General features: G+C 63.8%; 12 protein-coding genes. 10 read left to right on the top strand and 2 right to left on the bottom strand.

From position 1 onward, the window contains the following. Positions 1 to 22 precede the first annotated feature (22 nt). The 3 genes from HMPREF2874_RS07245 to HMPREF2874_RS07235 are packed head-to-tail and all read left to right on the top strand — an operon-like array spanning position 23 to position 3,036. Entirely contained in the window at positions 23 to 529 is a 507-nt protein-coding gene (locus HMPREF2874_RS07245; protein WP_049332014.1) for an NUDIX domain-containing protein, read from the top strand. After that, complete coding sequence (locus tag HMPREF2874_RS07240) at positions 526 to 1,806, top strand: glycine betaine ABC transporter substrate-binding protein (protein WP_070649774.1); 1,281 nt, start codon at positions 526 to 528, stop codon at positions 1,804 to 1,806. Before HMPREF2874_RS07245 ends, HMPREF2874_RS07240 begins: the two co-directional genes overlap by 4 nt. A gap of 6 nt (positions 1,807 to 1,812) precedes the next feature. After that, complete coding sequence (locus HMPREF2874_RS07235; RefSeq protein ID WP_070649772.1) at positions 1,813 to 3,036, top strand: pyridoxal phosphate-dependent aminotransferase; 1,224 nt, start codon at positions 1,813 to 1,815, stop codon at positions 3,034 to 3,036. Between the two features lie 135 nt (positions 3,037 to 3,171). Here the strand turns inward: HMPREF2874_RS07235 and HMPREF2874_RS07230 are convergent, their stop codons facing one another. Together HMPREF2874_RS07230 and xseA are read right to left on the bottom strand one after the other, a co-directional pair. Then, positions 3,172 to 3,429: an exodeoxyribonuclease VII small subunit gene (locus tag HMPREF2874_RS07230; RefSeq protein WP_070483711.1), complete on the bottom strand. Its 258-nt coding sequence runs from the start codon at positions 3,427 to 3,429 to the stop codon at positions 3,172 to 3,174. A 53-nt stretch (positions 3,430 to 3,482) separates the two neighbouring features. Continuing rightward, positions 3,483 to 4,778, bottom strand: a complete 1,296-nt coding sequence (xseA, locus tag HMPREF2874_RS07225; RefSeq protein WP_070649770.1) for an exodeoxyribonuclease VII large subunit — start codon at positions 4,776 to 4,778, stop codon at positions 3,483 to 3,485. A 152-nt stretch (positions 4,779 to 4,930) separates the two neighbouring features. Here xseA and HMPREF2874_RS07220 point away from each other — a divergent pair, with 152 nt between their 5' ends. The 7 genes from HMPREF2874_RS07220 to ychF all read left to right on the top strand — a co-directional run bounded on the left by HMPREF2874_RS07220 (position 4,931) and on the right by ychF (position 13,066). Next, positions 4,931 to 6,058, top strand: a complete 1,128-nt coding sequence (locus HMPREF2874_RS07220; protein WP_070649768.1) for a dehydrogenase — start codon at positions 4,931 to 4,933, stop codon at positions 6,056 to 6,058. A gap of 27 nt (positions 6,059 to 6,085) precedes the next feature. Further along, positions 6,086 to 7,171: a 4-hydroxy-3-methylbut-2-enyl diphosphate reductase gene (locus HMPREF2874_RS07215; protein ID WP_049332024.1), complete on the top strand. Its 1,086-nt coding sequence runs from the start codon at positions 6,086 to 6,088 to the stop codon at positions 7,169 to 7,171. 484 nt (positions 7,172 to 7,655) lie between these two features. Next, positions 7,656 to 8,609: an ABC transporter ATP-binding protein gene (locus HMPREF2874_RS07210; protein WP_070649766.1), complete on the top strand. Its 954-nt coding sequence runs from the start codon at positions 7,656 to 7,658 to the stop codon at positions 8,607 to 8,609. A gap of 69 nt (positions 8,610 to 8,678) precedes the next feature. Continuing rightward, entirely contained in the window at positions 8,679 to 9,437 is a 759-nt protein-coding gene (locus HMPREF2874_RS07205; protein WP_070649764.1) for an ABC transporter permease, read from the top strand. Between the two features lie 164 nt (positions 9,438 to 9,601). After that, on the top strand, positions 9,602 to 10,870 hold the full coding sequence (locus tag HMPREF2874_RS07200; RefSeq protein WP_070649762.1) for a sensor histidine kinase: 1,269 nt from the start codon (positions 9,602 to 9,604) through the stop codon (positions 10,868 to 10,870). 139 nt (positions 10,871 to 11,009) lie between these two features. Continuing rightward, complete coding sequence (locus HMPREF2874_RS07195) at positions 11,010 to 11,642, top strand: response regulator transcription factor (protein WP_049343349.1); 633 nt, start codon at positions 11,010 to 11,012, stop codon at positions 11,640 to 11,642. 338 nt (positions 11,643 to 11,980) lie between these two features. After that, positions 11,981 to 13,066: a redox-regulated ATPase YchF gene (gene ychF, locus HMPREF2874_RS07190; RefSeq protein ID WP_070649760.1), complete on the top strand. Its 1,086-nt coding sequence runs from the start codon at positions 11,981 to 11,983 to the stop codon at positions 13,064 to 13,066. The last annotated feature ends 36 nt before the right edge of the window (positions 13,067 to 13,102 follow it).

Genomic DNA, 13,102 nt, shown 5'->3' with positions numbered 1-13,102 from the left:
AAATCGAACCATGGCATTATCAATGGAAACCCGACCCGCGGCCTACGCGGTCATCATCGAGCAGGGTAAGCTGCTCATGACCCACTGGGTGCCCGAAGACCGGAACCTCAGCCCCCTCTGGTCGCTGCCCGGCGGCGGCATGGAACCTGGCGAACAGGCCGACGAAACGGCGCTGCGCGAGACCCTCGAAGAGACCGGATACAGCGTCGCTATTGAGGACATCCTGGGCGTGCACGCCGGTCATTTCCCCGTGCGCTCGGCTCAGGCTCAAAAAGACCCGGAGGCGCTACCCTTCTGCGCCCTGCGGGTGGTTTTCCGTGCCCACATCGTCACCGGCGAACTGCGCCACGAGGTGAACGGCTCCTCCGACACCGCGCGCTGGGTGCCCATCGCCGAGCTCGACACGATTCGCTACGGCACGCTCATCGACGAGGTGGCCTCCATGATGGGGTACACCAACGCCGCAAGCTGGGCCCGAGAATACCGCGAATTTCTCGCCGATGAGAACGCTAGGAAGCTCACCTCATGACCCGCCGCACCCTAACCCGCCGCGCCCTGCTGGGCTCCGCGGCGCTTGCCCCGCTACTGGTCGCCTGCGCCACCCACGACGCGATGCCGCAGGTCGACCCCTCCGCCCCCACCTACGGCACCCTGCGCATCGGCTACGGTGCCCTGCGCGAAATACACGCCGTGGCCCACGTGTATGCTCAGGCCCTGCGGAGGGTCGGCTACACCGTCGAATTGGTTGAAACGGGCCACAGCCGCAGCCTGGCCCTGCGCGCTCTCCTCGCGCCCTCGGGACGCCAGGAAAGCACCGGAACCGAATCGACCACCCCCGAGGTGAGCGAGGCCGAAGCCACCGCCGCCTACGAGGCGCTACCCGTGGACCGCGGGGCCGCCTCCGTCGAAGCCCAGGACGTTGACCCGCTGGATATCGTCATCGACTACAGCGGCGACCTGCTGCTCTACCTGACCGATGATGGCAAGCTCAGCCCCGCCGCCGTACAGAACGAGCGCGTGGCGGCCTCGGTGACCGCCTCCGCGGCCGCCGCCGGCGTGACCCTGCCCCCGGCTCCTACGCAGAGCCCCACCCCGAGCGATACGGCCTCCGGTAGCGGAGCGACCGGAGAGGCCTCCGGCACCGCAAGCCCTTCCGCGGATTCCTCGGCCGACCCGACGGCCAGCGCCTCCGCGACCCGTTCGGCGGATCCCATCAATCTGCGCGCCATGACCACCACCGACATGACTAACGCCATCTCGCGCATCCTACCCGAGGGGCTGAACCTGCTGAACGGCGCCAGCGCCACCAACAAGGATGTGCTGGTCACCACCCGCGCCGTCAGCGCCCGCTACAAGCTCACCTCGCTGGTCGGCCTGCGCGATGTGCAATCCACCCTGGGCTTCTCCATTCCCGATAGCTACTCGGTCGGGACCTACGGCATTGAGTCGTTGCGCAGCCTCTACCGCTTCACGGCCCGCGCCGTCACGCAGCAGAATGACCCCGCCGAGCGCGTGCGTGCCCTCACCGACGACAGCGTGCAGGTGACCCTGCTGCACAGCGTGAACCCGGCCATCGACGACAACCGCCTGGTCGTGCTGGAGGACCCCTCCAGTGCCATGTTGCAACAACAATTGGTGCCGATTATTCGTCGCACCCTGCCAGATAGCGCTCGCAACGCGGTTAACCGCGTATCATCTACATTAGACACGGGTAACCTCTCGTTCCTGCTGCAGCTCACCAGCGGATCCAACCCCATCGCCGATGACGACGCAGCGCAATTCATTTTGGATCACCCTAGAAAGTAAATCATCATGACGAAGTACCGCCAGTCCTCCCGACTGAACAACGTCCACTACGATATTCGCGGACCGATTCTGGATGAGGCGAACCGCATGGAAGCGATGGGCTACCGCATCCTTAAGCTGAACATCGGTAACCCGGCCCCCTTCGGTTTTGAGGCGCCGGACGCGATCATGATGGATATTATTCGTCACCTGCCCGAAACCCAGGGCTACTCCGATTCCCACGGCCTGTACTCCGCACGTACCGCCATTGTGCAGCACTACCAGAACCACGGCATCATGAACCTGGACACCGAGTCTATCTACTTGGGTAACGGTGTGTCTGAGCTGATCCCGATGACCCTGCAGGCACTATGCGAGACCGGCGACGAAATCCTGGTCCCCATGCCCGACTACCCGCTGTGGACCGCATCCACCGCGCTGGTGGGCGGCAAGCCCGTGCACTACCTCTGCGACGAGGAAAACAACTGGTACCCCGACATCGAAGACATTAAGTCGAAGATTACCGAGCGCACCAAGGGCATCGTGGTGATTAACCCGAATAACCCGACCGGTGCCGTCTACCCGCGCTCGATTCTGAAGCAGATCGTGGATTTGGCTCGCGAGCACGGTCTGGTCGTGTTCTCCGACGAGATTTACGAAAAGATCACCTACGACGGTGCTGAAGCCATCAACATGGCAACCCTCACCGGCGACGACGTGCTCTGCCTGACCTTCTCCGGCCTGTCTAAGGCCTACCGCGTGTGCGGTTACCGTGCGGGTTGGGTCGCAATCACCGGCCCGAAGAAGGACGCCGCAAGCTACCTCGAGGGCATCCACCTGCTCGCCTCCATGCGCCTGTGCTCCAACGTCCCGGCACAGCACGCAATCCAGACAGCGCTTGGCGGCTACCAGTCCATCAACGAGCTGGTTGCTCCTGGCGGCCGCCTGTACGAGCAGCGCACCCTGGCCCACAAGATGCTCAACGAGATTGACGGCATCAGCTGCACCCCCGCCGACGGTGCGCTGTACCTGTTCCCGAAGATTGATATTGAGCGCTTCGACATTACCGATGACGAGCAGTTCGCTCTCGACCTGCTCAAGAGCCAGAAGATTCTCTTCAGCCACGGCCGCGCCTTCAACTGGAAGGACCCCGACCACTTCCGCCTGGTGTACCTGCCCGATACGCAGACCCTCACCAGCGCCCTGGAGCGTCTGGGTAACTTCATGGCCGACTACAAGCAGAAGCACTAGCGAGGGATATCTCGCCGGCCGCTTAGCGAACCCTACCGGAATATAAACGGCCTGCCCCGCAGTTCTGATGAGCTGCGGGGCAGGCCGTTTGTAGTTAGTCGCTATAGCTAGCCGGACAAGCCGGGGAGGGGCGCGCTAGTTGGCCGTGGGTTCCTGACCGCCCTGCTCGCCGCGCACCGCGTTCAGGCGCTCCTGCGCGCCCTTCAGCCACGCCTCGCAGCGGGCGGCCAGGGCCTCGCCGCGTTCCCACAGGGCAATAGAGGTTTCCAGATCGCTGGTGCCGGACTCCAGCTGACGCACGACCTGCTCCAGCTCGGCGCGGGCCTGCTCGTAGCCGAGGGTTTCGACGGGTGCGCCCAGCTCGGCGCTGTTGAAGCTAATGTTCTCGCTCATTGAGGAACCTTTCAGGGGTAAAAACTGGGGGTGAAACTTAGGGGTATCGAGGTTTAGGAGATGTTCGAGGGATTCGTGGAGATCACGGCCGCCTGCGCCGAACCGGTCGCCGCGCGCACCGTAATCTGCTCGCCCTCGTGCAGCACCGAGGCGTCACGCACAATAGCGCCCGCAGAATTCTGAACGATGGAATAGCCGCGGCTGAGGGTCTGGGCGGGGGAGAGGGACCGCACGCGCGCAATCGTGTGTTCCAACGTTCCCGACTCTCGCTCGATGCGGTGCTCGGTGGCCCGCAGGGCGCGTTCGCGCAGGCGATTCACCTCGTCGGCACGCATGAGCAGCGCCGAATCGGGATGGGTGAACACCGGGCGGCTCCGCAGCTGCGCGATGTAGCTCATCTGCATGCCCACATAGCCGAGTACCGCGCGGTCCAGGCGGGCTCGGGCCTCGGCGATGCGGGCCGCCTCCTCGGAGATATCGGGCACGATGCGCTTGCCCGCATCCGTGGGCGTGGAGGCGCGCAAATCGGCCACCGCATCGAGGATGGGGGAGTCCGCCTCGTGGCCAATCGCCGAGACCACCGGGGTGACGGCAGCCGCGACGGCTCGGATGAGGGATTCTTCAGAGAAGGGGAGCAGGTCCTCGAAGGAGCCGCCGCCTCGGGCGATGACGATGACGTCCACCTCGGGGTGGGCATCCAGCTCCGCGAGCGCGGCGATGACCTCCTGAGCCGCACCCTCACCCTGCACGCGGGTGTTGCGCACCTCGAAGGACACGCCGGGCCAGCGCAGGGAGGCGTTGCGGATGACGTCCTTCTCAGCATCGGAGTCGCGACCGGTAATCAGGCCCACGCGGTTGGGAAGCATGGGCAGCGGCTTCTTGCGGGTGTCGGCGAACAGCCCCTCGGTGGCAAGCTGCTCACGCAGACGCTGTAGCTGCTCGTGCAGGTTGCCGGTGCCGACCGCGTACACCTCCTTGCCGATGAGGGAGAGCTTACCGTTCTTCCACAGGCTCGGCTTGGCGCGGGTAACGATGCGCGAGCCCACGGTCACGTCGGCGGCGAGGCCGCTACCGGCGCGGCCGAAGAGCGCGAGGGTGAAGGAAAAATCCTCCTGAACGTCCTTGAGCTCCATGAAGACGTTGCCTCCGCGGCCGTTGAGCGAGGCGACCTGCGCCTCAACCCACAGCTCGGGAACCTTGTCCACATAGTTTTTGAGGTTCTGCGCGAGCAAAGCCAGCGGCCAGGGGTTGGTGGCGGTGGTTTCCTGCGATTTCGCGGGAAGCTGCCGCTCGTGCACGGGCGGCACCACGAGCGTCGGCCGTGCTGCGGAGGGGTTGTAGAAGTTCATGTTCCTATTGTCGCCGATACGCCGAATTTCTGCCCGCCGAACGGTGACGGGCTCCGGGCGAGCGGAACGGGGAGCCGGCGAATCCCTCAGCTGATGGCACATTCTCATCGAGTCGCCTCGTGACCTTAAGGTTGAGGCGGTACGCTAGGCTCATGCGTTCACCAGATCATCACAACGCCACCCGCAACCTGGACGAGGAAGAGACCTCGCTCCTGCAGCCCACGCGCGCGATGCCGGCATCGGGCTATCCGGCCGGCGGCTTGCCGAGCCCCGCCGCACAGTCCGCGGCGGCCCCTCCCGCGCACGCACCCGTTGCGGCGGGTTTGCGTACGGTTATTGCCCTCCTGTTGAGCCTGCTCTCGGTGCTGTGCGCCCTGGGCGCCACGGGCGGCGCCTGGGTGAGGGCAAATATCGCCTCCGAGACCGGCTTTTCGGAGATTTCAGCGAACCTGGCCAGCGACCAGCAGCTGGCCACCCGCATCGCTGACGGCGCGGTCGAAGACCTCATGAAGAGCGAAGCTATGACAACCTTCCTCGACGGAACCAAAGCAAGCGGCCTATACTCCATTCTGGTGAAGCCCACCGAAGATGGGATCCGCTCCATGCTCAACCGAGCCGCCGGTGAGCTCTCAAAAACTGACGAATACCGGAGCCTCTGGCGCGAGATCGCGGAAGAGACTCGGCGGTACAACCTGAGCCACGACGGGCCCGCCGTTATCGTGCTCACGCCCTTCTACCGGGCCCTGGACGAGAAGGTCGGCTCGATCGGCCCCTTCGACCCGGACCTGACGAAGCTCGGCCCCGAAACCCTGAACATTGACAGGGTCCGGGACGGCGCGGCCCAGGGGAGCGCAACGCAGGATAGCGATTGGGTGGTCCACTCGGCGATTAAACGCGTCGCCGCAATTGGGCAGGCCACCGGAACCCTGATTGTTCTGGCGGCAGTTCTGCTCTTCGTAGCCGTCCTGGTTGCGCCTCGCCGCCGCGTGCTGGTGCCGGCCCTCTCCGCCCTGCTGTACGCCCTGTCCTGCTGGGGCGCCGCCTCCTGGCTGGGGGCCCAGACCCCCGCCTCCCTGGGGATTACCAGCCGTAGCGCCGCCGGAACCGCGTTTATCGATGGGGCGTGGAACGTAACCCGGCCCTTGGCGACGTCCCACCTGGGAGCTGCGGCAAGCTACGGTCTCGCCGCGGCGGTCATCCTGTTGCTGGTGGGGATTCTCGTGCACCTGGTCCACCTGGGCCGCGCCACTGCGAGCGATGCCACAGTCATCACACACTAGAAGTCCGAATAACCTAGGATAGTAACCATGTCCACTGAAACTATTGCCCTGGGCCTGCCGCCCGTTCCTCGCGAACGTCGCAGCCGCGCCGACATCGAAGCCGCCGCGCCCGTGAACGGCGAGAAGAAAGTCCTGCTGGCCACTCCCCGTGGTTACTGCGCCGGCGTTGACCGCGCCGTGATTGCCGTTGAGAAGGCGCTGGAGCACTACGGCGCGCCCGTGTACGTGCGCAAGCAGATTGTGCACAACCGCCACGTGGTGGAGACCCTCGAGAAGCAGGGCGCCATCTTCGTGGATGAGGTGGACGAGGTTCCCGAAGGCTCCGTGACCGTTTTCTCCGCCCACGGCGTGTCCCCCGCGGTGGTTTCTGCTGCCGGCGAGCGCTCGCTGAACACGATTGATGCGACCTGCCCGCTGGTGAACAAGGTGCACCGCGAGGCTGTGCGCTTCGCCAAGCAGGACTACGACATTCTGCTCATCGGCCACACCGGCCACGAAGAGGTCGAGGGTACCGCCGGCGAGGCGCCCGAGCACATCCAGATTGTGAACTCGCCCGATGAGGTGGATCAGGTGACCGTCCGCGACCCCGAGAAGGTCGTGTGGATTTCCCAGACCACCCTGTCGGTGGACGAGACCCTGGAGACCGTGGCGCGTCTGCGTGAGCGTTTCCCCTCCCTGCAGGACCCGCCCTCGGATGACATCTGCTACGCAACCTCCAACCGCCAGGGCGCCATCAAGGAGATCGCTCCGCGCGCCGACCTGGTGATCGTGGTGGGTTCAGCGAACTCTTCGAACTCCGTGCGACTGAAGGAAGTTGCCCTCGAGTACGGTGCGAAGCGCGCCGAGCGCGTGGACTTCGCGCACCAGGTGGACGAGTCCTGGTTCGAGGGCGTGGCGACCGTGGGCCTGACCTCCGGCGCGTCGGTGCCCGAGGTGCTGGTTCAGGAGGTGCTGGCTCTGCTGGCCGAGTACGGTTACACCACCATTGAAGAGGTGGAGACCGCGAAGGAAGACATTCTCTTCTCCCTGCCGAAGGAGCTGCGTTCCGCCCTGAAGAACGACGAGAACGTGGGCCGTCAGCTCGGTGGCCGCGGCGCTAAGCCCAACCGCTAAAGGCTTGCTCAAGAACTTATTAATCCCCGTATCTTCTCCCGCTTGGGAGCGGATACGGGGATTTTTGTATCTGCTGTGCGGGATACATGGGTAGGGTAGCTACGCAGCTTCACGGTCACGCTATGCGGGGTCTTTCGCGCCTGAGGATGCACGGGTAGAGACGCTTGTGCAGCTTCGCGGTCACGCTACGCGGGGGAGTGCCCCCTCTTCAGCGCCTGGGGGCGCTTCGAGGACGGAGCCCCCGCTGCGCGTGACCGCCTCCGCAGCTTCGCAGTTTCCGCTCGTGGGGGAGTGCCCCCACCGCGGCGCCCCAACAACGATTGACACCGGCGCCTTGAGGACGGAGCCCCCGCTGCGCGTGACCGCCTCCGCTACTGAAATTACCGCGTCGTAACAGCCCCTCCGCGAACTCATGACATTTGTCATGTGCAGGTCATGACACTCTGTACCGCAGCGGCGCGAAAACCGGCGGTGTAATAGAAACATGAACACCGCAGCACTTCAGAACAGCAAGCCCAGCACCGCAGAAACCGTCATTTCCGCCCGCTCCCTCAGCCAGGTTTTCACCACCCGCGCCGCCGGTAAAGTCGTAGCCGTCAACTCGATTGACCTGACCGTCAAGCGCGGCGAAATCATCGCCCTGCTCGGCCCCAACGGTGCAGGCAAGACCACCCTCATCGACATGATTCTTGGTCTGACCCAGCCCAGCGGCGGCGAGTTGAGCGTCTTCGGTCGCAACGCCTCCGAGGCGGCACGCGCCGGTCTGCTCGGTGCGGTGCAGCAGACCGGTGGCCTGCTCAAGGACCTCACGATCCGCGCTACGGTCGAGATGATTGCGGCGCTGTACCCCAAGCCCATTGACGTGGATGAGGTACTCGCCGGCGCCGATCTGACCGATATCGCCAAGCGTAAGGTTGGCAAGTGCTCGGGCGGTCAGCAGCAGCGTTTGCGTTACGCCCTGGCGACCATGCACTCGCCGGAACTGCTGATCCTGGACGAGCCGACCGCCGGCATGGACGTGAATGCGCGCCGCACCTTCTGGGAGCGTATGGAAGCCATCGCAGAACGAGGAACGACCATTCTTTTTGCGACGCACTACCTGGAAGAAGCACAGAACTTCGCCCAGCGTATCGTGCTCATGGAATCCGGCTCCATCATCGCTGACGGCTCCTCCGATGAGATTCGCGCCCTGACCGGCCACCGCCACCTTTCCTTCCTCGCAACCGCACCCATCACCGACCTGGATGTGCCGGTCGAGGTGACCGAAGAGTCCGGAGGGTACCGCCACCGCATCTCCGTGCTGGAGATTGAGCAGGTACTGCGCACTCTGCTGAACAACTACAGCATCAGCGACCTGGAGGTCACCAAGCCCTCCCTGGACGAGTCCTTCACCCTGCTGACCGAGCAGGCCGCCGCCTCCAAGGCATCCGACGCCTAAACATCAGACCGCCTAAACACCACACCATCTAAACGCTACGCCGCCGCTACACACCTCAAGGAAAACATCATGCTCCGCTACGCACTCTACGACATCCGCGCTTCTATCCTCTCGACCGACCGTTTCTTCTTCGGCGTGGCACTGCCCATCGTCTTCTTCCTGCTCTTCGGCGCGATGCAGGACTACTCGTCCCAGCCGATGGGCGACGGCAACGTAGCGGCCTACGTCATGATTGGCATGGCGCTCTACGGTGCGGTTCAGAACACCGTGGCGATTAGCGGCAGCACCGTCACCGAGCTCTCCAGCGGCTGGAACCGCCAGCTGGCGCTGACCCCGCTGACCACCGGCAAGTACCTGGGCGCGAAGGCGCTGACCGCCCTGGTGATTTCTGCGGTGCCGGTGATTGCGGTGAACATTGTGGGCATGTTCACCGGTGTTGAAATCCCCGTGAACCAGCAGCTTGCAGCCGGCGCGCTGACGGTGCTGTGCGGTCTGGTGTTCGCCTTCTACGGCATCATGATGGGTCTGCTGATTCGTAACGAGAACGCCGTGTCCATTGCGAACGGTCTGCTGGTGATTATGAGCTTCTTCGGTACCGTGTTCTCCCCATTGAGCACCGACCTGCTGAAGTACGCACGCTTCACCCCGCTGTACGGTGCCGCCGAGATTGCCCGCTACCCCTTCAGTGCAGGTCAGACCATTATTTCGGGCGGTGAGAACTGGTTCGTCACCGAGCCGCTCTGGTACGCCGTGGTGAGCCTGGCAGTGTGGGCGGCTATCTTCCTGGGTGTTTCTGCCCTGCTGATGCGCCGCGCAACCCGCCGCTAAATGATTCTTCCCGCCGCAGTCTCAAGGGTTCCGTAGTATCGGGGGCTCCCGAGGCTGCGGCGGAAGCCGTATCCACTCACACTGCTCCTACTAACACTGCCGCTACTGACACCGCCGCACCGGTGGCATCTGCACCCGCGGCACTCGCACGTTAGGCTAGAACCATGACCGAAACCCACACCCATACCCATTCCTACGAGAACGAACACCCCCACACGGAGAACGAGGCGGCACCCTCCGCCGCGAAGCGCACCCTGGGCAAGCACCGCTTCCGCTTCCTCTACCGTGAACGCCGCGGCAACGTGAACTGGCTGGCGCTGGGCTTTAGCGCCCCGTGGCTGGTGTTTCTGCTCATGCCGCTGGACAGCTTCCTCACCACCCCGGAGTTGGGGCCGGTGCGCTGGGCCGGTGTGGCGCTGGTGGCACTGTTTGCGGTGGTGAACTGCTCGGCGTACGCGGTGCCGTGGCTGGTGCCGGTCGCCTCCACGGTGCGTCGAAGCGTCATCTGGACGCTACTGATGGCGCTGCCTGTGGCTGGCCTGACGGCGCTGCGGTTGGAATCGGCGTATATGGTGTTCTTGTCGTTCAGCATGTACTTTGTGGCGTTCTGGATTTTTGGCACAATCGCCCCGTACCGCCTGCGCTTGGGCGTAGCGGCGACGATTGCCCTGGCCTGCTGGCTAATTTTTATGGCGAGCATCGGCTTTGATGTCACCGCGCGCGGTGGTATGGCCCTCTTTATTGGTGCGCCGATGGTGGGCATGCTGGGCTTCTCCTACCTGATTGAGCTGGGCGAACGCGCGGACGTGGCGCGTGCCTCCCTGGCGCTCTCCGAGGAACGTGAAGAGATTGCCCGCGACGTGCACGACGTGCTCGGACACTCCCTGACCGTCATCACCCTCAAAGCGGAGCTGGCCCAGCGCCTGCTGGAGATTGACCCCGCCCGCGCCGGCGCCGAGATGGAGGCTATCGCGCAGCTGTCCCGCGCATCCCTGGCGGAGGTTCGTTCAACCGTGACGCGCCTGCGCGTGCCCGACTTCTCGGGTGAGATTGAGGGTGCGGGTCGTGCCCTGCAGACCGCCGGTATTCGCGCCGAACTGCCGGAAGCTCAGAACGCGCTCGCGGTGGCCGGTGTGAACGCGAAGCTGTTCTCCTGGGTTCTGCGTGAGGCGGTCACGAACATGGTGCGCCACTCGGGCGCGAACGCGGCGCGAGTGCGTCTGAGCGCAACCGGCCTGGACATCCTCGATAACGGTGTGGGTGTGGGCGATGCGCGCGGTAACGGCCTGACGGGTATGGCTCAGCGTGTGGCGGCGTCCGGCGGTAGCGTGGTGATTGAGGCGGCGCCCGAGCAGTGGCTGGCGGAGAACCCTGGCGGTGGGGTGGGTACGCGCATCCGTGTGAGCATGGACGGTGACACCTCACTGCTGTAAATAGGTGCTGTAGATTGTGGAACTTGGCGCCGCGCCCTGGACGGGGGAGCTACCCGCCCCTGTATGGTGGTGGTAGACAACCTCACGCGGTTGTTCCGCCCGCCGTTATCACCCCGTCTTCGCCCTTTGGGAGGTTCCCATGATTCGTGTTCTGCTCGCTGACGACCAGCAGCTCATCCGTGAGGCTCTTGCCGCTCTGCTGGGTCTGGAGGTTGACCTGGAGATTGTGGGTCAGGTCGGTAGCGGTGACGAGGTGTTGGGCGCTGTCGCTCTGTTGAAGCCGGATGTGGTGCTGCTGGATGTGCAGATGCCCGGCACCCTGCTGACCGACGGCATTGAGGCGGCCGCCGCGATTCGCGACGCGGGCGCGCTGAGCGAGTCGGGTGAGCCGGTGCGCACCCTGATTGTGACGACGTTTGGTCGCCCCGGGTATGTGCGCCGCGCCCTGGAGGCTGGTGCGAGCGGTTTCGTGGTGAAGGATACGGGTGCTCGCCAGTTGGCGGAGGCGATTCGTCGTGTGCATGCGGGGTTGCGTGTGGTGGATCCGTCGTTGGCGGCGGATTCTTTGGTGACGGGTGCTTCTCCGTTGACGGAGCGTGAGGCGCAGGTGCTGCGTGAGGCGGCGTCGGGTGGTACGGCTCAGCAGATTGCGTCGGCGTTGTTTTTGTCGGCGGGTACGGTGCGTAATTATTTGTCGGCGGCGATGGCGAAGACGGGTGCGTCGACGCGTCAGGATGCGGTGCGTATCGCCACGGAAAACGGCTGGCTCTAGCCCCCTGCTTCTCATCTCTTTCTCATTGACCCCGGCGGGGGAGCGGTGGCGCTTCCTCGCCTCATTTTTCGCCTCCACTTTCTCCTTTTCAGCGCCCCGGGCAGTGCCGCTCTTGTGCCTTCGGCGGTGTCTAGCATGCACTCAGGGCGGCTCCTGCCCGAACACGGTAGAATGATAGTGTCTATGCCCGCAGGCGCCCCGCACCCGTTTCTTCCCGAGACCGACGGTGTTGCGCTTGGAAGCGGGCACCATTTTCGCCCTGTGCCCGCCCGCACCCGCCGCATCACGTACGCGGCGCATCCTGAACGTATGGCGGCACATGATTCGAAGGAAAACTTGTGGCTCTAACTATCGGCATTGTTGGCCTGCCTAACGTGGGCAAGTCCACCCTGTTCAACGCTCTGACCGGCAACACTGTGCTGGCGGCTAACTACCCGTTCGCGACCATTGACCCGAACGTGGGCGTGGTGAGCCTGCCGGATGCGCGTCTGAACCGTCTGGCTGAGATTTTTGGTTCGGAGCGTATTCTGCCTGCGACTGTTTCGTTCGTTGATATTGCGGGTATTGTGAAGGGCGCTTCTGAGGGTGAGGGCTTGGGTAACAAGTTCCTCGCGAACATTCGTGAGGCGCACGCTATCGCCCAGGTGGTGCGTGCGTTTGATGACCCGGACGTCATTCACGTGGACGGCAAGGTAGACCCCGCCTCCGATATGGAGACCATCAATACCGAGCTGATTCTGGCTGACCTGCAGACTCTGGAGAACGCTATTCCGCGCCTGGAGAAGGCCGTGAAGATTAAGAAGGGTGACGCCGCTCAGCTGGAGACTTATAAGGCTGCGCAGAAGATCCTGGAGGATGGTGAAACCATCATTTCTCGTGCGAAGGACGCGAAGCTGGAGCTGGCTCACTTGAAGGAGCTGAACCTGCTGACTGCTAAGCCGTTCATTTACGTGTTCAACGCGGATGAGGGCATTCTGGCGTCTGAGGAGAAGCAGCAGGAGTTGCGCGACATGGTGGCGCCGGCTGAGGCTGTGTTCTTGGATGCGAAGCTGGAGGCTGATCTGGTGGAGCTGTCTGAGGAGGAGGCTCGCGAGATGCTGGAGATGAACGGTCAGGATGAGTCCGGTCTGGACCAGCTGGCTCGCGTGGGCTTCTCGACTCTGGGCCTGCAGACTTATCTGACTGCTGGCCCGAAGGAGGCTCGCGCCTGGACCATTTACAAGGGTGATACTGCGCCGCAGGCTGCTGGCGTGATTCACTCTGATTTTGAGCGCGGCTTCATTAAGGCTGAGGTTGTGTCGTTCAAGGACCTGGATGAGGCCGGCTCCATGGCGGAGGCGAAGGCTCGCGGTAAGGTCCGTATGGAGGGCAAGGACTACATCATGCAGGACGGCGACGTAGTCGAGTTCCGCTTCAACGTCTAAATCTGACGGGTCGATAGGACTTTGAGAATCCGGTGA

The organism is Rothia sp. HMSC068F09 (assembly GCF_001812775.1).
Taxonomy (GTDB): domain Bacteria; phylum Actinomycetota; class Actinomycetes; order Actinomycetales; family Micrococcaceae; genus Rothia; species Rothia mucilaginosa_A.
The sequence above is the reverse complement of the archived record's forward strand: the minus strand, read 5'-3'. Positions and strand labels throughout refer to the sequence as shown.